This window comes from Stagnihabitans sp., assembly GCF_964946895.1.
Genome location: NZ_CBBQHX010000013.1, coordinates 110,002 through 129,504, shown reverse-complemented (window position 1 = coordinate 129,504; position 19,503 = coordinate 110,002). Strand labels below are relative to the sequence as shown.

At 64.5% G+C, this 19,503-nt stretch carries 19 protein-coding genes; 4 read left to right on the top strand and 15 right to left on the bottom strand.

Translation table 11 applies throughout. The features are described from left to right. The 6 genes from AC1Y2B_RS10830 to AC1Y2B_RS10805 form a co-directional block, all read right to left on the bottom strand. Window positions 1-878, bottom strand: an 878-nt coding sequence (locus AC1Y2B_RS10830; protein WP_482253097.1) for an urease subunit alpha, incomplete at its 3' end; no start/stop codon positions are given. After that, window positions 878-1,183 (bottom strand): urease subunit beta, encoded by a 306-nt coding sequence (locus tag AC1Y2B_RS10825; RefSeq protein WP_482253096.1) that lies wholly within the window; start codon window positions 1,181-1,183, stop codon window positions 878-880. The genes AC1Y2B_RS10825 and AC1Y2B_RS10830, both read right to left, overlap by 1 nt. 4 nt (window positions 1,184-1,187) lie before the next feature. Next, on the bottom strand, window positions 1,188-1,727 hold the full coding sequence (locus AC1Y2B_RS10820) for a HupE/UreJ family protein (protein ID WP_482253095.1): 540 nt from the start codon (window positions 1,725-1,727) through the stop codon (window positions 1,188-1,190). A gap of 10 nt (window positions 1,728-1,737) precedes the next feature. After that, window positions 1,738-2,040, bottom strand: coding sequence for an urease subunit gamma (locus tag AC1Y2B_RS10815; RefSeq protein WP_482253094.1), 303 nt, complete (start codon window positions 2,038-2,040; stop codon window positions 1,738-1,740). Further along, window positions 2,037-2,873: an urease accessory protein UreD gene (locus AC1Y2B_RS10810; protein WP_482253093.1), complete on the bottom strand. Its 837-nt coding sequence runs from the start codon at window positions 2,871-2,873 to the stop codon at window positions 2,037-2,039. The genes AC1Y2B_RS10815 and AC1Y2B_RS10810 overlap by 4 nt, the downstream gene beginning before the upstream one ends. Before the next feature lie 207 nt (window positions 2,874-3,080). Next, window positions 3,081-3,356: a (2Fe-2S)-binding protein gene (locus AC1Y2B_RS10805; RefSeq protein ID WP_482253092.1), complete on the bottom strand. Its 276-nt coding sequence runs from the start codon at window positions 3,354-3,356 to the stop codon at window positions 3,081-3,083. Window positions 3,357-4,068: 712 nt separating this feature from the next. Here AC1Y2B_RS10805 and AC1Y2B_RS10800 point away from each other — a divergent pair. The 4 genes from AC1Y2B_RS10800 to AC1Y2B_RS10785 are packed head-to-tail and all read left to right on the top strand — an operon-like array spanning window position 4,069 to window position 9,751. Continuing rightward, on the top strand, window positions 4,069-5,250 hold the full coding sequence (locus AC1Y2B_RS10800) for an alpha-hydroxy acid oxidase (RefSeq protein WP_482253091.1): 1,182 nt from the start codon (window positions 4,069-4,071) through the stop codon (window positions 5,248-5,250). Window positions 5,251-5,302: 52 nt separating this feature from the next. Further along, entirely contained in the window at window positions 5,303-6,721 is a 1,419-nt protein-coding gene (locus AC1Y2B_RS10795; protein WP_482253090.1) for a hypothetical protein, read from the top strand. Next, window positions 6,718-7,470, top strand: a complete 753-nt coding sequence (locus AC1Y2B_RS10790) for a hypothetical protein (RefSeq protein WP_482253089.1) — start codon at window positions 6,718-6,720, stop codon at window positions 7,468-7,470. Before AC1Y2B_RS10795 ends, AC1Y2B_RS10790 begins: the two co-directional genes overlap by 4 nt. After that, window positions 7,445-9,751 carry a sulfatase-like hydrolase/transferase gene (locus AC1Y2B_RS10785; RefSeq protein WP_482253088.1) on the top strand — a complete coding sequence of 769 codons (2,307 nt, stop codon included), beginning with the start codon at window positions 7,445-7,447 and terminating at the stop codon, window positions 9,749-9,751. The genes AC1Y2B_RS10790 and AC1Y2B_RS10785 overlap by 26 nt, the downstream gene beginning before the upstream one ends. On the opposite strand, the gene AC1Y2B_RS10780 is transcribed toward AC1Y2B_RS10785, so the two are convergent. The 9 genes from AC1Y2B_RS10780 to AC1Y2B_RS10740 form a co-directional block, all read right to left on the bottom strand. Continuing rightward, window positions 9,748-10,737: an NAD(P)H-binding protein gene (locus AC1Y2B_RS10780; protein ID WP_482253087.1), complete on the bottom strand. Its 990-nt coding sequence runs from the start codon at window positions 10,735-10,737 to the stop codon at window positions 9,748-9,750. The genes AC1Y2B_RS10785 and AC1Y2B_RS10780 overlap by 4 nt on opposite strands. Continuing rightward, window positions 10,730-11,275, bottom strand: a complete 546-nt coding sequence (gene idi, locus AC1Y2B_RS10775; RefSeq protein ID WP_482253086.1) for an isopentenyl-diphosphate Delta-isomerase — start codon at window positions 11,273-11,275, stop codon at window positions 10,730-10,732. Before idi ends, AC1Y2B_RS10780 begins: the two co-directional genes overlap by 8 nt. Continuing rightward, window positions 11,272-12,450 (bottom strand): geranylgeranyl diphosphate reductase, encoded by a 1,179-nt coding sequence (locus AC1Y2B_RS10770; protein WP_482253085.1) that lies wholly within the window; start codon window positions 12,448-12,450, stop codon window positions 11,272-11,274. Before AC1Y2B_RS10770 ends, idi begins: the two co-directional genes overlap by 4 nt. Window position 12,451: 1 nt before the next feature. Beyond that, window positions 12,452-13,747: a BCD family MFS transporter gene (locus AC1Y2B_RS10765; protein ID WP_482253084.1), complete on the bottom strand. Its 1,296-nt coding sequence runs from the start codon at window positions 13,745-13,747 to the stop codon at window positions 12,452-12,454. Beyond that, window positions 13,744-14,652, bottom strand: a complete 909-nt coding sequence (gene chlG, locus AC1Y2B_RS10760) for a chlorophyll synthase ChlG (protein WP_482253083.1) — start codon at window positions 14,650-14,652, stop codon at window positions 13,744-13,746. Before chlG ends, AC1Y2B_RS10765 begins: the two co-directional genes overlap by 4 nt. A 37-nt stretch (window positions 14,653-14,689) precedes the next feature. Then, window positions 14,690-15,286, bottom strand: a complete 597-nt coding sequence (bchJ, locus tag AC1Y2B_RS10755; protein WP_482253082.1) for a bacteriochlorophyll 4-vinyl reductase — start codon at window positions 15,284-15,286, stop codon at window positions 14,690-14,692. A gap of 6 nt (window positions 15,287-15,292) precedes the next feature. Beyond that, the gene (bchE, locus tag AC1Y2B_RS10750; protein WP_482253081.1) at window positions 15,293-16,969 is read right to left on the bottom strand and encodes a magnesium-protoporphyrin IX monomethyl ester anaerobic oxidative cyclase; all 1,677 of its coding nucleotides are present in this window, start codon (window positions 16,967-16,969) and stop codon (window positions 15,293-15,295) included. Window positions 16,970-17,132: 163 nt separating this feature from the next. Next, window positions 17,133-18,563: a transcriptional regulator PpsR gene (ppsR, locus tag AC1Y2B_RS10745; RefSeq protein ID WP_482253080.1), complete on the bottom strand. Its 1,431-nt coding sequence runs from the start codon at window positions 18,561-18,563 to the stop codon at window positions 17,133-17,135. Window positions 18,564-18,600: 37 nt separating this feature from the next. Continuing rightward, entirely contained in the window at window positions 18,601-19,335 is a 735-nt protein-coding gene (locus AC1Y2B_RS10740; protein ID WP_482253079.1) for a cobalamin B12-binding domain-containing protein, read from the bottom strand. Window positions 19,336-19,503 lie beyond the last annotated feature (168 nt).

Below are 19,503 nucleotides of genomic sequence, written 5' to 3'. Positions count from 1 at the left end.
TGCGAGGTCACGACCTTGATGATGTCGGGGGCGTGGCCGCCGCCCGCGCCTTCGGTATGGAAGGCGTGGATGGTGCGGCCACGGATGGCGGCCATGGTGTTCTCGACGAATCCGCTTTCGTTCAGCGTGTCGGTGTGGATCATCACCTGCACGTCCATGTCGTCGGCCACCGACAGGCAGCAGTCGATGGCGGCGGGGGTGGTGCCCCAATCCTCGTGCAGTTTCAACGCACAAGCGCCGCCCTTGACCATCTCGATCAGGCCCTCGGGACGGGAGGCGTTGCCTTTGCCGGAGAGGCCGAAGTTGATCGGGAAGGCGTCCAAGGCTTGCAACATGCGGCCCATGTGCCAAGGGCCGGGGGTGCAGGTGGTGGCAAGGGTGCCATGCGCAGGCCCGGTGCCGCCGCCGAGCATGGTTGTGATGCCGGAATGCAGGGCGTCTTCGATCTGGCCGGGGGCGATGAAGTGGATATGGGCGTCGAAACCACCAGCGGTGAGGATCTTGCCTTCACCCGCGATGACTTCAGTTGACGGGCCGATGATGATGGTGACACCCGATTGCGTGTCGGGGTTGCCCGCTTTGCCGATGGCGTGGATGCGGCCATCCCGCAGGCCGACGTCCGCCTTGTAGATGCCGGAGTGATCAAGGATCAGCGCGTTGGTGATGACGGTATCCACCGCCCCACCGCTGCGCGGGATCTGGGATTGCCCCATCCCGTCGCGGATCACCTTGCCGCCGCCGAACTTGACCTCTTCGCCATAGGTCGTCAGGTCGCGTTCGACCTCGATGATGATGTCGGTGTCGCCAAGGCGGACGCGGTCGCCGGTGGTGGGGCCGTACATGGCGGCGTAATCGGGGCGGGAGATGCGGGTGGCCATCAGAGATCTCCCATCACTTTGGCATTGAAACCGTAGACCTTGCGCAAGCCGCCGTAGGGGATCAGGTTCACTTCGCGGCTTTGGCCCGGTTCGAAGCGGACGGCGGTGCCGGCGGGGATATCCAGACGCATGCCGTGGGCGGCCGTACGGTCGAAGGACAGGCCGGGGTTGGTTTCGGCGAAGTGGTAGTGGCTGCCCACCTGCACCGGGCGGTCGCCGGTGTTGGCGACCAGAAGGGTGATCGCGGTGCGGTCTGCGTTCAGGACGATGTCGCCCTCGGCGGTGAAGAACTCTCCGGGTATCATGTCTTTATCCTGCAAAGGCGAGGGTGACGCCCGCCAGCAGCGCCAGCGCGCCGGACAAGCGGACGGTGGCGCGGTTCAGCGTCAGGCCCAGGGCAAGACCCAGACCATGCAAGGCGGCGGTGGCGACCAGCATGCCAAGGCCAAAGCCCGCGCCCGATCCCTCGAGCCCATGCGCCGACCCATGCGCCAGTCCCATGAGGGCGACCAAAGGCAGGGCCAGCGCCAGGCGCGCGCGCAACGCCAGCGCCACGGCGGCACCCAGCAGGATGACCGAGGCCTGCACCATCGGCTCTACCATCCCACCCAAGTTAGGGACAAAGGCCGCCCCAAAGGCCATCGCGGCGAGGAAGGCCAAGGGCAGCGCAAAACGCGCCTTGCCGCCGAGGGTTGCAGCCCAGAGGCCGACGCCTGTCATCGCCAGCAGGTGATCCGCGCCGGTCAGGGGGTGAAGCATGCCGGATTCAAAGCCAAAGCCGTGGCCGGGATGCGCGAAGGCCACCGAGGGGAGCAGCAGAAGGGGAAGGGTTGCTAGGATGCGCTTCATCATTGGCCTCTCAGCGGATGGGGTGGTGGACGGTGACAAGCTTGGTGCCGTCGGGGAAGGTCGCCTCGACCTGGACCGAGTGGATCATCTCGGGCACGCCTTGCATGCACTGGTCGGCGGTGATGACATGGGCGCCGGCCTGCATCAGGTCAGAGACCGAGCGGCCATCGCGGGCGCCTTCCACGACGAAATCGGTGATCAGGGCAATCGCCTCGGGGTGGTTCAGCTTCACACCGCGGTCAAGGCGGCCGCGGGCGACCATGGCGGCAAGGCTGACCAGCAGCTTTTCGCGTTCGCGCGGGGTCAGGTTCATAGCGTTCCTCCACTAAGCCAGACGCGGGGCAAGGGGCGCGCTGACAGGGTCTTGATGATAAGGGCCATCTGCTTGCGCAGGGTCAGGCCGTCGGGGGCCAGCACGCGCGCGAGGCAGCGGCCATCCCAGCCGGACACGGCAAGACGGGCGCCGGGTATGGCGGGCAGGTTCAGAAGGGCGGTTGCGGCATCCTCGGCGCCTTGGGCGACAAGGGCCACGACGCCCAGCGCGTTGGCGCCGTCCAAAAGCGCCGGGCTGTGGCGGCGGGCAAAGACCTCGGGGTCGAGCCGGAAGGTCTCGGCCCAGACTGGGCGGCCGTTGCGGCGAATGAGTCGGTGGTCGTTCAGGCGAGCCGCATGGATCACCTCACCCATCGCGGTACGGCCGAGAACAAGGCTTTCCGACGTGAGACAACTGGCGTCGCCTTCAAGGTCGATCACCGTGTGCCGCGTCAGATGCGAGGCCTCAAACAGGATGGTTTCCTGCGGCAGCCAGTCCAGCCGCCCCCCAGCCCCGACCTTTGCGGTCACCCGGACCAAGGCGGCACCCTGATTGCTGGCATAGGCGCGCTCTGCGGTTTGCGTTGTGGCCGACAGCCGCACGCCCGGGGCGAGGTCCAGGGAAAGGTCCAGCAGGTCGCCGCCCGTCAGCCCGCCCGAGGTATTCAGGAACACAAGCTCCGGCACGGGTCCCGCAACGCGCGGGAGCATGACCTTGGCCGACCCCGCCTGCGCCAGATCAGCCAGCCTGACGATGCCAGACCGGATGGCAAAGGACGCAAAGGCACGGCCTTTGGCGCGCTGCATCACGGGCAAGTGGGGCAGGTCGAACATCAGGGCTCCCGGTGGTCAATTCCCGCCCGACATTGCCAGAGCATCGCCCCCCCGCCAGATCCGCCGGGCCAAATGGGCTGAATAGCAGCCAAGGCACCGGATTTCGCCCATTTTCAGACCACGTTGCACAAAAATGCACCAGACTGAAAATCCGCGCCTTGCGCTTGGCGGACCGGCCTTCGCCATGGCGCTGCCCCGAACCCGACCTCAGGCGGCTTGCACCTTTGCGCCACTCTGGTCTTGCGCCAAACCTTCAACCGTGCGGACCATCCGGCCCGCGGCTTCGCAAACGCTCAGGTCGCAGGACTTCTCCCGATGACCGTTGACCAGCACCGTGCAGGCCCCACAGTCCGCTGACCCGCAGCCATAGTTCGCTCGCGTCAGACCCAGATAATCGCGCAACACCCACAACAGCGGCATATCCGCACTGGGGACCGTGACCTGATGAGATTGGCCGTTCACATTCAATGTGTAGGTTGCCATCTTCCTCTCCGTGACGGACCGACGCGCGTCAGGGCCATGCAGGCCCCCACCGCGCAGACAGGCACATCCCCGCGGCTTGCCCGACTACCATACCACGACAAAAATCGCATCGTCGTGCCGCTTGCGTGGCAAGACCCTAATCCAGCTGTCTAATCAGACCGGGCGCAGGGCCATTACACCAAAAGTTTAGGCGGAACAGCGGTGGCCCCTTTCGCGGTTCTGCTCTTTGGCGCACAGAGGTCCGCAGTTTGATCCCGGAGGCTGCAAGACCGAACCCGTGCTTAACGAACGGTTCATTTGGCCAAACTGCCATCGCCGATTGCCCGGTGCATCAGACCTCACGCCGTCAGACACGAAGCCCAAAGAAGCCGGGCTGCAAATGCCGCGCCGATCGGACAGCCGGCGCGATTCGCACCCAGGTCGAGGTGCATCGCCTCCGCCCCGCCGGGTTCGGGAACAGATTGCACGGGCCAAGGGTTCCGCGCAGCCACACGCCTGTTGGCCGCAGAACAGGCCGATCCGGCGCAGGGAGCCTTGGCCCAATCCTGCGCCAGGTCACAACGGTAAGACGTTTGCACCGCCACGGGCCTGCAACTGAGACGGGCGCTGGCATGTTACGGCTGTGGAGGGCGCATCAATTCCTCCCCTTCGGCACTGGCACTGGCCATTCGCCCGCGCTAGTCTCACCGGGCATTTCCCCCCGTGAGGCCCCATGCCCGTGATCACCAGCATCGAAGACCTGCGCCAGTTGCACAAACGCCGCGTGCCCCGGATGTTCTTCGACTACTGCGAAAGCGGGTCATATACCGAGCAGACCTTCCGCGAAAATGTCAGCGATTTCAGCAAGCTGCGCCTACGACAGAAGGTTGCGGTCGATATGTCAAACCGCACCATCGCCGGCACCATGCTGGGCAAGCCCGTGACGATGCCCGTGGCACTGGCCCCGGTCGGCTTCACCGGCATGCAATCGGCGGATGGCGAGATCAAGGCCGCCCGCGCTGCCTTGGCCTTCGGGGTGCCCTTCACGCTGTCCACCATGTCGATCTGCTCCATCGAAGACGTGGCAGCGGCGACTCAGGCCCCCTTTTGGTTCCAGCTTTATGTGATGAAGGACTGGGATTTCGTCGGCTCCGCGTTGGAGCGGGCGAAGAAGGCCAACTGCTCTGCCCTTGTTCTGACGTTGGACCTGCAAATCCTGGGCCAGCGCCACAAGGACCTGAAGAACGGCCTCTCTGCCCCGCCCAAACCGACCTTGGCCAATATCCTTGATATCGCCACCAAATGGCGTTGGGCCTATGGCATGGCGCAAACCAAGCGCCACTCTTTCGGCAATATCGTCGGCCACGCCAAGGGGGTGAAGGACTTGTCCTCGCTGGGCTCCTGGACGGCCGAGCAGTTTGACCCGCAGCTGGATTGGGGCAAGATTGCCCGCATCCGCGACATGTGGGGGGGCAAGCTGATCCTGAAAGGCGTGCTGGACGAAGATGACGCCCGGCGCGCGGCAGATTTTGGCTGCGATGCGATGATCGTCTCCAATCACGGCGGGCGGCAACTGGATGGCGCTCTGTCCTCGATCCGCCGCCTGCCGGGGATTGTCCGGGCGGTGGGCGATCAGGCCGAGGTCTGGATGGACGGCGGCATCCGTTCCGGTCAGGACGTGTTGAAGGCGCTGGCGATGGGGGCCAAGGCAACGATGATCGGGCGCAGCTACATCTATGGCCTCGGCGCCATGGGCCAAGCCGGCGTCACCGCGGCGCTGGAGGTGATCCGCAAGGAGATTGACACCACCATGGCCCTGTGCGGCGAGCGTGACATCAGGAACTTCGGCGCACATAACCTGATGATCCCCAAGGATTTCGAAGGGGATTGGCGCGACCCTCCTGCCCGGCCCTGATCTTTTCGGGTTCCAGATTTAACCACAGCCGATACCTCAAAGGATTTGCCGCATGTGCCCCGTTCGAACGCCCGCCTTTGGCCCGCCGGATCAAGGCGTTCTGATCCGGGCCGAAAATGGCGATGTTGTTACCTTTGATGACAGCGGCCTGACCCTGCGGCTGTCCGACACGGTTCTGGCAGACCTGCGCCAAAGACTGGCCAGCCCGCCCCTGGACGTGGCAGAGCATCTGGGCGAGGTGGATGCCTGGGACTTGCGGCAAGAGGGCGAGTGGCTGCGCTTCACCGCCCTTCTGGAGCAGGACAGCCCAGCGCGTGGCTATCAGCGGGCAGTCTCGGGCGGCGACATCATCGCCGCCGCACCCGGTCCGCTTTACGGGCTTTTGTCCTTGGGCGGCGCGCGTCGGGCCGGGTTCAACGAGGGGCCGGCGGCCTTTCGCCACCATGTGCTGGCCCCGGGTGACGACATTGGCGCCGTCGGGGCCGAGGGGACGGCAGCGGTTGCGGCATCGGGCCAGTTGCAGCACATCCCGCACCGCACACGGGATGCGCTGATTGCAGATGTGCTTTTGGGCTGGCGGCGGGCCGGGCGGCATGGCCTGCCGCTGTTCCTCGTCCGAACCGAGACCGATGGCAGCGCCAGCGTGGCCCACTTGGGCCGGGGACTGGCATATGCCAACTTTCTTGCGGCACTCGACAGCCTGGCGTTGGCGGCAGCGGTTTTGGGCAAGCGGCCCCGGGTGCTGTCGGTGGGGCTGGATCTTTCGCTGGAGGATCTGGTGTCAGACGCATCGACCTATACGGCCGAGGTGCGTGCGCTGATGGACCAGATCGAACGGGACATGGGACATCGCGGCCTCCAGCGCCCGCATTTTCTGATGACCTTCGAGGCGGGAACCCAGACCCACTCCAGCCACCCTGCCCTGCCGGGACAGTGGGAACTGGCCTGGTCCCATGGGGCCCACAGCTTTGCCTTCTCGGCCCCCGGCTACATGTTCGAACAAACCCGCTTTGGTCGCCCGACAGACGCCGCCCGCCAACGCATGGCCGAGATGGACGCCCATGCCCTGCTTGCCCTGTCGAACCGGCAAGAGTGGCTTTGCCCGTTGTTCCTTCTGGCCGAATACCATGCCGCCGAAATCCGGGTGACCGCACGGGCCTTGGGGGATCTGGTGATTGACCCTGCCCTGACCGCCGATCCGGCTTGCGGTTTTGCCCTGTCGGGGAGTGCCACGCGGATCCTCGCCGTCCGCGTGGCAGAGGATGATCCCCAGACCCTGATCCTGACCTGCGATGCCGTGCCCGCAGGGGCGACCCTGCACTACGCCCACGGCGCCCCACCCAGTCTGGATGCGTTTCCCGCCAACCGCGGCGCGATCCGCGACACCTGGGGTGCGGACAGTCAGGCGGGCCCTGCCTTGCACCGCTGGGCCCTGCCCGCGGTGCTGCCGCTGCGGCAGGGGGTGGCATGATGGCGCCCAAAGCCCCCGCCGCCCTGCTGTTTCCCGGGACGCTGCCGCCCGGCGCGCTGGTGCGGCCGGCACGACCTGCCCCCCCGTCGGCACCGATCTGGCTTGACGCCGGCACCGGGGTCGCGCTGTCTGAAGCGGGCCGCGTGGTCGGCTGGTCGGCCAAGGCTGGCACCGCGCAGGCCCGCCCGGTGCCCGGCAACCGGACCGGCACCGGCTTTCTGGCCGATCCGCCCGCGCTGCATTTCGTTGCCGGACAGAATGGCGGTCTGCAACTGTCCGAGGTGGTGACCGATGCCGCGCAGGTCACGATTGGCCTGATCCTCACCCCCGACTTGCCCGAAGCCCGCACCCTGTTGTCGCTGCAGGCGCCGGCGTCAGAGGATTATGTCTTCCTGTCGCTGGATGGCATGGTGTTGCGGCTGGTGCGGCGCGGGTCTGACAGCGCGCTGACCCTGACCCTGCCCCCCCAAACGCGAGTGCCTCTGCTGGTGCTGTGCGCGTTCAGCCATGGTGCGGTTGCGATGACGGTCAACGACCTGCCCAAGCTCAGCGCAAATCTGGTGCTCACGGGCGGACCGTCCGACCTTTTCATCGGGTGCCGCAATGCCAAGGGCGGCATGAGGGCCAAGCTGGGTGGCTTTGATCTGTCTGACGTTCTGGTCTGGCCCGGGCAGGACCTGCTGGCCAAGGCCGGGGGACTGGACGACGTTTTGGCGCTTTGGGATGACAGGTGCCGCCGTGGCCTTTGACCGCCAGACCGCAAACGCCTCCAGCATCTGCGTCATCTGGATTGATGACATGATCGACATCTTCACCTGGCGGACGGCCTTTGGCGTCACCCTGCAGACCCCCAACATCGACCGCCTGATGGCGCAAGGCACCCGGTTTGCCAACGCCTATGCCACGGTGCCCCTATGCGCGCCCTGCCGGGCCGAGTTGGCCACCGGCCTGTCGCCCTTCCGCACCGGGCTGGTCGACCTCAACCGCTTCTGGCGCGACGTGCTGCCGCCCACGGCCTCGTGGGCCTATGACCTGCGGCGGGCGGGCTTTGCCACATTCACCACGGGCAAGACCGATGCCAATTACAAACCGATGCCGAAAGACTATGCCCGCATCCTGTTCCACAAGGACGCCCCGGCCGAGGAGACGGGCCGCAGGCGGGGGGTTCACGCCTATCTCGACAAGGGCCCGGGGATTGAAGGGGTGAACCATCCCGACGACGACGGCAGCTATGACCACACCTTCTACGACCATACCGTCGCGCAGAACGCCATCGACCATCTGGCCCACGCCGATCCGGGCCGCCGCCACCTGATCCAGCTGGGCTTCAAGCATCCGCATTACAACCTGACCTGCCCCGACCGTTTCTACCAGCTCTATGATGCCAAGGCGATCCGTTGGCCCTCCACCGCCCATCCCGACGATTACCACGGCCCGCAGCCCGGCATGGCGGTTTACGAGGCCGCCTACATCGTCAACGGTCAATGGACGCCGGAAAAGGCCGGTGACGCAGCCTGGCGGCAGGTGGTGCGCGCCTATTTCGCCGCCTGTTCCCATGTTGATCACGAGATCGGCCGGTTCATGGACGCGCTGCGCGCCTCTCCCCTCGGCGCCAGCACGACCGTGGTGCTTTTGTCCGACAACGGCTTCAACCTTGGCACCCACGACAGCTTCCACAAGATGAGCCAATGGGACAGCGCCGCCCATGTGCCGTTGGGTGTCTGGCATGCCGGAATGACGCCGGCGGTGGTCGATTGCCCGACATCCTTGCACAACATCCCCAAGACCATCATGGACCTTGCAGGCCTGCCGCCGCGCCCCGACTGGGTGTCAGGCCAAAGCCTGCTGCCGCTGATCAACCCGGATTTCGGGGACTATGACCGCAGCAAATCGCCTTTGACCTCGGTGTTCGGCACCCTATCGGTCCGCCCCTCGACACCCGGCCACGACCACCTGCGCTATTTCCGCTATCCCAATGGCGAAGAGCATGTCTATGACCTGCGCCAAGATCCCGGTGAGACAACCAACCTTGCCGGGAGCGCCCAGACCCCAGTCTTGCGCGCGGAACTGGTCAAAGCCGGGCTGGACCTTGGCCTTGATCTGCGCGGTTTTGAACGGCCCGAGGATGGCGTCCACGCGATGATGGCGATGGACGGCTCGGTGGTGCTGGCCGGCGGGCATGCCGACAACGACTATTGGGCTTATGGTGAGGCCGCCGAGAAGATCGTCGAACACCCCGGCGGCGGCCACGACACGTTGTGGTATCTGGCGGGCCCCGACGGCTACACCCTGCGTGTCCCTGCCAATATCGAGGTGGTCCGCATGGCCACCGTCACCTCGCGTCCCGAAGGCGGCGGGGGCGAGGGCAAGGTTGTCCATATCGTCGCCCATCCTGACAGCGCCATCACCTTTGAAGCCTCTGAACGGGTCAGCATGCATGTGACGGGCTCCAACCGGGGCGATGTCATGGTGGGGCCGGTCTACGCCGGCGCCACCTTCGTGGGCGGCGCCGGTCACGACAGCTTCACAGCGCAATCGCCCCGCCGCAACGACCGCCACGCCTTCTATGGCGGCGCCGGAAACGATACGCTGCGCGGGGGCAACGGCCGTGACACGCTCGATGGCGGGCCGGGCGACGATGTCATCGTGGGTGGCGACGGCTTCAACAAGCTTTACGGCGGCTTTGGCAATGACCTGATCACCGACGGCGCGCATTCCTCGGAAATTCACACCGGACCGGGGCGCAACCGCGTCATCTCGGGCCAAGGCCGCGACCGCATCTTTGTCGGGCCCGGAGAAAACATCCTGACCGGCGGCGAAGGTGGCAACACCTATACGGTGGCCTGGGGCGGCGTGACCACGATCACGGACTGGACGGTCGCGGACAGCATCATCCTGCAAGGCTGGCCCGATGAACCGCAGCTGCGTCAGGATGGCCCGGATGTCGTGATCACCCTTGGCCTGACCTTCATCCTGTTGGCCGGCGTCAGCGACACCGAAGCCGTCAAGGCCCGGATGTCGAGAGGCTAAGCCGAGGCGTTCTGAAACACCGCGTGGTCGCCAAGGTCGACGCTGGCCTCCCCGCGCACCAGACGGGCGTAGAAGTCAAACAGCGTTTCCGTCCCGGTCTGCGGCGTAGCCTCGGCGTCATAGGCGCCGTCGGGGGTCCGGACCAGCATGGACTCGGTGGCATAATAGCGACCGATCCGCGCCAGCTCTGCCTTGTCGCGCAGCGTAGGAGAGATGCGCCCCAAGGCCGCCAGCACGCGGATGATGCCGTCCAGAAAGCCCACCGGCACGCTGCGGAACTTCGGCGTTTGTCCCAACAGGCGGAACAGCTCTTCGCCCTGCTGACGGGGGGTGATCGCCGGACCCGGACCGCCAATCGGCAGGATACGGTTGCGCAAGGCCGGATCATCAAGGCATTGGGCCAAATAGGCGCCAAGATCCGCGTCACTGATCGGCTTGCAGGCCGTAAGCGTACCGTCCCCAAAGATCAGGAACGGTTTGCCCCGGCGGACCCGCGCCACCTGCCCGGACAGCGACTTGAAGTAAGCTGTTGGCCGCACGATGGAATAGTCGATCCCCGACGCAACCAGCGCCGCCTCGAACGCCAGCTTTGCATGCTGAAACGCCAGCAGGGGCCGCTGCACGCAGATGGCCGACAAAAGCACGAACTGCCGCACTCCGTAGACCTTTGCCAGCCGCAACGCCTGAAGATGGGCTTGATGATCCACCGCCCAGGCGTCCTGCGGGCTGCCCGAGCGCGAGGCAAGGCAGGACACGACGGCATCAAACCGCGCGCCTGCAAAGCCGTCGCGCTCCAACGAGGTGGCATCTGATGCCATGCCTGACCGTACGGTGATCCCGTCCGGCAGTCCCCGTCGCGGATCGTCAGGCTTGGGGCGGATCAGACAGACCACCTCATGGCCCCTGGCGTGCAAAGCGGCGGCGGTGGCGCGCCCGATGGTGCCGGTGGCGCCCAGCACAAGAACGCGGTGGCGGTTGTCAGGCATGGGCGGGGTCGCGGCCCTGCAGGGTCTCGGCCACTTTGCCCCAACCCTCGGCCAGATAGATCCTTAGCCAGGGCGTGAACCCAAACGGCTCTGCCTGTACGCGGCGGGTCAATTCGGGCAGCGAGACCCAGGCGGTTTCCATCACCTCATCGGGGTTGGGTTCAATGAACAAGGCCTCGCTCGCCTGTGCCACGAACAGATCGACCACCTCGTGCTCGATCAGATCGCGGCCCACCTCGGCGCGGTATTCGATACCACCGGCGCGGCGCAGGGTAAGCCCGGTGATCCCCAGCTCTTCCTCCAGCCGTCGCCGGGCACAGTCCAACGGCGGTTCACCCCAGCGTGGATGGGTGCAGCAGGTGTTGGTCCACAGCCCCGGCGTGTGGTACTTGCCCAAAGCCCGACGTTGCAGAAGCGTCCGCTCGCCGTTCATCACGAAGACCGAGATCGCCAGATGCTTCAGCCCGCGCCGATGCACCTCCAGCTTCTCGACCGGAGTGAGAACCCCCTCCACCCAAGCCGGAACCATCTCGCTCATACGTGCTCCGGGGCGACCCAGCCCATCAGGTGCCGGATGTTCTTGAACCCGATCTTCAGATGCGCCAAAGGCCGGGCATTGACCAGCTTCTTGTTCATATAGGCGTCAAAGGTCAGTTTCTGGACGTCGATGTCATGGCACAGCGACACAAACCGCTCCCGCCGCTCGTCGGACTTGTAATAGGCGTCCTGCATGGATCGCAGCACCTTGAACACCGTGCCGTGCTCTTTGATGAACAGCTTGCGCGCCAGTTTCAGCTTGGAGGCCTTGCCGGTGGCCAAGCACGCCTGCGCCGCCGTGGCCGCAACGCGACCGCCCACCATCGCATAGTAAATCCCCTCGCCCGAGGACGGCGCCACCACCCCCGCAGCATCGCCGGCCAGCACGACGTCACGACCATTGTCCCAGCGGTCCATCGGACGCAGCGGGATCGGCGCGCCTTCCTTGCGGATCGTCTCGCACCCGGTCAGGCCAGAGGCGGCGCGCAGGTCGGCGGTGGCTTGCTTCAGGTCCACCCCGTCAATCCCGGTGCCCATGCCAACGCTGGCATGCGCCCCATGCGGGAAAACCCAGCCGTAGAAATCTGGGGAAATCTTGCCGTCATAGATCACGTCGCAGCGGCCGGGGTCATAGGTGTTCGATGCCACCGGCGCTTTGATGATCTCGTGATAGGCGATCACGTAAGGGATCTTGTCGCCGCCGGGCACTTCGGTTTTGGCGACGTTCGACCGTGCGCCATCCGCCCCGATCACCAGCTTGGTCAACAGCCGCATCTCCTCGCCGGTCGCTTTGTCGCGGTAGACGACATGGGTGCCGTCTCTGTCACGCTCCAGCCGCAGATAGGTGCCGGTCAGGCGGGTGGCCCCGCTGTTGACCGCCCTGACGCGCAAGAACTCGTCGAACTTGTCGCGGTCAACCATGCCGACAAAGCCGCCCTCAATATGGATGTCCACCGCCCGCTGTGTCGGAGAGATCATCCGCGCCGTGTTGATATGGGCTACAAGCTGATCCTCGGGGATCGAGAAATCCGCGATCAAGCGCGGCGGAATGGCGCCGCCGCAGGGCTTGATCCGCCCGGCCCGATCCAGAAACGCCACATGCACCCCAGACCGCGCCAGATCATTTGCCGCCGTAGCGCCCGCCGGGCCGCCGCCAATCACAAAGACATCAAACATGCTACTCTCCCGGCACCAGGGTGCCCATTTCACTGCCGCGCCGTCCCTCGATGATCTGGGCGGCCATCAGGGTGGCCACGGCAAACAGCCCCGCCTCGGCGACAAACACCACGCCAAATCCAGAGGCATTGCCCATCACATGCCGCGCAAGGTCTGCAGCCCCGGCCCCCAGCACACCGCCCAGACCGGCGGCAATCGCCTGCGCCGCGCCCCAAAGGCCCATTCGCGTGCCTTCACGCGCCTCGCGCCCCTCGCCCGCCAGGGCCATCATCGAGCCGATGGCCGCCACCGCGAACATGCCGTTGAAAAAGCCCAGCGCCATCGTCGCGGGCTGGATCATCGCCGCACCGCCCGCCATCTGCCCCGCCCCCGCAATCGCCAGCAACGCCACCGCCGACCCGGCACAGCCCGCCATCACCCAAGCCCTGAGCGATCCGATCCGGAAGCCGGTCGCAGCGATGCCCACTGTCAGCATTCCGAAGAACACACCGCCATTTTGCGCACCCGAAAGCTGCGTCGACTGGCCCGGCGTAAAGCCGAAGGCCAGACCGGCATAGGGCTCAAGGATCAGCTCCTGCATGAAATAGGCGACCATCGACAGGAAGATGAACAGGGTGAAATTGCGCGCCCGGGGTTCCGCCCAGATTTCGGCAAAACCCTTGCGGAAGGGCAAGGCATGTGCGCGCTCTGGCACGGCGGCATGGCGCGCCTCAATCCCCCAGACCGACAGCACCGTGAGGCCCAAGGCCGCCATGCTCACCAGCCCCACCAACTTCAGCAACAGGCTTTGCGAATAAGGATCCAGCGCCTTGCCGACAATCGTCGCGGTCACGGCAATCCCGAAGATCATCATCAACCAGGTGATCGTCGCCGCAGCCGCCCTGCGGCGCGGATGCGTGGTCGAGGCCAACAGCGCCAGCAGCGAAGTGCCCGCCGCCCCTGCCCCCGCGCCAATCAGCACATAGGCACAGACCGACAGCGCCAGCCCGGCCCAGAACGTCGTTGCCATCAGCACAAAGCCCAACGCCGCCAGAAACCCGCCCAAGCCCAGCACCGCTATCCCGCCAATGATGAAATGCGTGCGGTTGCCCTGCGTGTCGGACCGATAGCCCCACGAGGTGCGCGAGATTTGCACCGCATAATGCAACCCCACCAACAGCCCGGGCAACACGGCGGGCAAACCGCCCTCGACCACCATCAGCCGGTTGAGGGTCGAGGTACAGATCACCACGATCGCCCCCAGACACATTTGCACCGCGCCAAGCCGGAAGATTGACGCCCAGGACAGGCGCTTCATGGCAAGATCTCCATCGTGCGCAGGGCGAAAGCGGTGATCATCATGCCGGAAACATACATCCCGATGCCGGTCGCCTGATACCAGGGCGCCTTGCCCTTGGGGTCGGCCAGCAGCGTCTTCATCGCCCGGATCTGACCCAGCAGCAGCACCGTCACGGCCAGCGCATACAAGGGCCTGCCCCAGACCAGCAGCAGGGCAATCACCATGGCCTGCGCCAGACCCATCACCGTGCAAGCCACGCGGGCGGCCACCTCTGGCCCCAGCGTCACCGGCAAGGACCGCACGCCATGCAGCCTATCACCCTCCAACGCCTTGAAATCATTCAGTGTCATGATGCCGTGCGCGCCAAGGGCATACAAAAGCGCCATGGAGCAGATCTGGAAACTCGGCATCCCCTGCGACAACACGGCCGCCCCGGTGAACCACGGCAGCCCCTCGTAGCACAGGCCAACCAGCCCCGGCCCCCACCAGCCTGACCGCTTCAGCCGCACCGGCTCCACCGAATAGGCCCAGGCCGACAGCACGCCGACCACGGTCGAAGCAAATCCCCATGGCCCCAAAAGCCAGCCGATCGCCAGCGAAAGCACCGACATCGCCAGGGCAATCCACAGCCCCCAACGCCCGGGGATCCGGCCCGAGGGGATCGGCCTATGCGGTTCGTTCACCGCATCGACATGCCGGTCGCACCAGTCATTCGCCGCTTGGCTCATGCCGCACACCACCGGCCCGGCCAGGATCACCCCCAGCAGCACCATAGGCCAGACATGCCAAGGCGAAATGCCAACCGAGGCGATGCCGCACAGATAGGCCCACATCGGCGGAAACCATGTGATGGGTTTGATCAGCTCCAGCATGGCTTTCGGCTGCGGGCGGGAGGAGGTTTGTAAGGCTGATGATACACTCATGTGTCAACTTTGCCTTACATTTTCGAGTCGATCAAGCCTAGAGTTTGCGCCCGATCTCGAACCGGCACACCAGATCGCCAGCCGCACAGCACTCGGTCTCCACCACCCGAACCGAGGGCCAGACCAAGGCGCTGAAAAGCCGTTCGAAAACAGCGGCATGCCAGTGGCAGCTTGGATGATCGGCGCCCCCGGTCGCCAAGGGATTGTGCCGGATCGACACGGTCAAGGGTCCATAGCTTTCCACGGTGAACACGCCCGAACCTGCAAAAGTCCAGGCGTGTTTGGCAATGGCCTTTGCCAGCACACGCACCGCCAAAGGCGCTGGCAGCAACCGGATGACGCGCTGCGCAAAGCCCGGGATGCGGTGGGCGAGGATATAGCTCCCAGTCGCCAGACCCGCCTGCCGCAGCAGATCGGGCGCTTGGTCCGGCAGCCAGGTGCAGACGGCACGGTGCAGCCGGATCACGTCGGTTTCCGGCAGCATCCCGGCGTCAGGGGGCGGCAGCGCCACGCCGGCATCGGCGAACAGACCCTTGCGGGCGCGCTCGCCGATGGCACGGTCAAGCACCGGCACCAGTTGCAGAATGGCGTTGGGGCCAATTCGCGCCGGTTCGTGGCGAAAGCTGCCGTCCATCGCGCTTTACTCCGCCACTTCGGTCATCTGCTGCGTGCCACCGCCACAGGCCATCGGAGCGCCTTCCTCCGGCATCTGGAATTCCTTGATGGCACTGCGCTCGGCGGCGCGTTCCTTGACCTGCGCGCGCACGGCCAACTGCCGTTCGCGGGCGCGGGCGGCCTTGTCGGCGGTGGCGTCCCAATCCTCCATCTGCGCTTCGGCAATTGTGCGGGTCTCGTCGAAGTGGAAGTCGACCTTGCCCTTGGTCTGCGGCCCCCAATAGCCCGCCTTGCCAAGGTCATAGAAGGTCCGCCCCACCCCGGCCTTCAGGAACGCCCTAAGGCAGCCCAGCAGATATTTCCGCCGGAACCCGGTGCCGCGCCACGGATAGTGGAACAGTGCCTTGCGCATGTAGAACCGCCGGTAGTTCTTCATCACGCCGTCCAGAAGTTCGCCCCTAGTCATGGCGGCGGGCTTCATGATCGGCGTGACGAAGTTGTATTTCGAGAAGTCAAACACCTCGACCTGATCGCGGAGTTCCTGAAACAGCGGGGTAAAGGGCCACGGCGTATACATCGCCCAGTTGGCAAGGTCCGGCTGCCAATCCCACGCCATCTGGAAGGTTTCCTCCAGCGTCTCGGGCGTTTCATTGTCCAGACCGACGATGAACTGCGCCTCGACGAAAATGTCGGCATCCCGCAGCAGTTTGATGGCCTCCTTGTTCTGCGCGACGGTGGTTTCCTTGTTGAACACCTCCAGCTTCATCTGCGCCGCAGCTTCGGTGCCCAAGGACACGTGCACCAACCCGGCCTCGCGGAAGAATTTCAGCAGTTCCCGGTCGCGGTAGATGTCTGTCACCCGCGTGTTGATGCCCCACTTGACCTTGTGGTTCAGGCCACGGTCGATCAACTCCTGACAGAATTCGATGAATTTGCGGCGGTTGATGGTGGGTTCTTCGTCGGCAAGTATGAAAAACCCAACCTGATGGTCGTTGACCAGCCGCTCGATCTCATCCGCCACTTTCTTGGGATCGCGCACCCGGTAGTCGCGCCAGAACTTCCACTGGCTGCAGAAGGAACAGGTGAAGGGACAACCGCGCGCCATGTTCGGAATGGCGACCCGCACGCCCAGCGGCGTGTAGATATACTTGGACCAGTCCAGAATGGTCCAATCCGGGTCGATGCCATCGAGGTTCTTCACCGTCGCCGCCGCCTGCGTGGCGACGATCTCGGTGCCGTCCATATAGGCCAGACCCTTGATCTTGGCCTTGTCGGCGGGCCAGCGGCCGTCCTGCACGGCTTGCATCAGGGCGGTGATGATCTCTTCGCCCTCGCCACGGACGATCACGTCAACCCAAGGCGCCTCGGACAGGACCTGACGGTACATGAAGGTCGCGTGGATGCCCCCCAGCACCCGCAGCGCGTTCGGCACCACCTCTTGCGCGATCTTCAGCACGGTTTCCGCCTCATAGATCGCCGGCGTGATCGCGGTCGTGCCCACCACATCGGGCTTCAACTCCGCCATGCGCTGGCGCAGATCCTCGGCCGAGACGTTCATCGTCATCGCGTCGATGAAGTGGATGTCATCAAATCCCGCCGCCTTCAGCGAACCGGCCAGATAGGCAACCCAAGCTGGCGGCCAAGTGCCGGCAATCTCGGCCCCGCCCGAATGATAGTTGGGATGGACGAACAGAATCCGCATGGCACCCTCCGCTGTTTTGCAAAAAGTGACACATTTTTCGTCAATCAAGGTTGACACAGATCAAAGCTGCGCCAGATGGTGAAGGGTTAGAAGACAAGCGCCGCCGCAACAGAAAAAAGCCCCCCGAAGGGAGCGTTTTCCAAGCCAAGGATCAGGCCAAATGCTATTCGTCGTCTTTGCTCAAAAGACCGAACTTGCGCAGCTTGACGTACAACGATTGCCGGGACAGGCCCAGCATTTCCGCCGCCGCAAGCCTGTTGTTGCGCGTCAGGTCCACCGCCGTCTGAATGCACATCTTTTCAACGACATCCGTGGTTTCAGCGACAATGTCCTTGAGCGTGGAAGACCCCACCAACTCCATCACGCCGCGCATCGCGTCGTCGTTGCCGGCAAAGCCCGGTCGTCGCAACAACTCGGCCCGGCTGGAATCGCGGATCACCAGACCATAGCCGGGCTTGGGCCTGTCATTCAGATAGGTCGCCGAAATCTCCACCGGAATCTGGCCGTTGAATTCATTCAGGACCTTGGTGGCATAAAGCCGCAATTGGCGCGATCGTCGCGAATTGTCGAGGATCACGCGCAGATCAACCGATCCCCGCGCCAGAAAATCAGCCAGCGAGCGGCCCCGCACATTTGACAGATGCGTGCTGTCGGTCAGCTTCAGGAACGAGTCATTGCCAAAGGCAATCGCGCCATCCTGATCCAGAAAGACAATCGCATCGACGCCTTCATGGAACAGACGCTCCAGATTGTCGGCCACTTCGCTTTGCGCGACATTCACCTGCTCGGTGGTTTCCAGCCGGCACAGCATCAGCCGTTCGCCCGCCGCACGGAACAGCTTGGGGATCACGCGCAACTTGCGCTGCGACCGGCGCGCCACCAGCTCCACCGGGCTGACCGCATCGGCAGAAGCGATGTTGGACAGGCTTTCCAGAAACTCGCCCCGCCGGCGGCCCTCGAACTCCTGCGCGATCGCGGCACCGATCAGGTCTTGCCGGGCCCCACCCAGCATGGCCGCCGCCGCCGCGTTCAGATCGGCAATCCGGCCGTTGTTCATCGACAACAGCACCACAGCGTCGCGGGTGGCCTCCATCAGCACGCGGTAGCGCGTGTCCATTTCGCGCTGGGTCTCATAGTCGCGCTCCAGCGCGATCTGCGCCATGACCAGCTGCTGCTGCATCTCGGCGATGGGGCGCATGTCGCGGCCCAGCATCAGAATGGACTTATCCGGCCCGATGCAATGCATCACATAGCGCACCGGGAATTCCCAGATCGCCAGTCCGACATGGTTCACTTCCACCGCCAAGGACTTCGCCCCCGGCTTGAACAATTGTTCGGTCCGCCGGATCAGCTTTTCGCGGCTTTCCTCGGTGACAATGTCATGGATGTGCTGACCAACCCAATTGTCCAGCTGACCAAAGGCCAGATGATGCGGGTTCACCATCACCGAAGCCACGCGGCCGTCGGCGGAAATGATCATCGAAAGATCGGCTGCCGTCGAGACGATCTCGGCCAGAAGGCCCGGATCAATCAGCGGCATCGCCATTCCGTCGAGAAAGTGTTTGGTATCCGTGTTCACCGGTGATTTCGCCATTTTTGCCGCCCACCCGTCCGTTCGGGACAGCGGTCTGTTACGCGCGCCGGAGCACGCAAGAGGCGTCGAACTTGAGACCGATGGCCTCAAGAGCGGCGCCGATGTCATTGGAAGACAGATCAGCCCCAGTGCATGACGCGGGATCCTCCACTTTCGACATCACCGCGCCACCGACCACGATGGGACACGGCGCCTCCATGACCGTTCTCAGAAACTGCACCGTTTTGGCAACCGTCTCCAGTTTGTCCTTCGTCGCCACCGAAATCAGAATTCCATCGAACTGCCGCGCTGCCACAAGACTGCGCAACTCGTTGAAACTCGGCGCGAATCTTAGGCAGACTGAAACCCCATAGCGCCGCATCTGACCCATGGCCACCATCGGACCCAAGGTGTGCTGCTCGCGGTCCGGCACCAGCATCATGACAGTACCGTGCCCGGTGTCGCCCGCCTGATCCGCCACCCATGCCGTGCCGATCTCCCGCAAAAGGCTTTGCATCCGCCCGACACCGATCGTCACATCCATCCAGGACATTTCGTCCTCGTGCCACAGCGCGCCCATCCGTCGCGCGGCTTCCGGAATGTAGATGTCGGCCAAAGCCGCCAGACTGATCCGGGATCGCCGCACTTCCGTCAGCAACTCGGCAAAGGCGGTTTTGGTTCCCGAAAGAGAGGCCGCAATCAGGCTTGCCACCAAAGGCTCTCGCAGCTCTGACACGGCCTTTGCGGTTCGATCGGCCAGCAGCGAAACGACCTGAGATGCAAAATAGTTCACGCCGGCAATATCTTGCGCTGTCGTACGGCCCTGATCTCGTGGCTGGATTTCTTGCATCCAAGCAGCCCCCCAAAGGGTCACCCTCGAAACCGTCGCATGAGTCTGTCTGCACGATCGGGGTCATCCTTGAGGTTAACTTTCCCTTAGCTGCGATCCATTGTCAAAGAA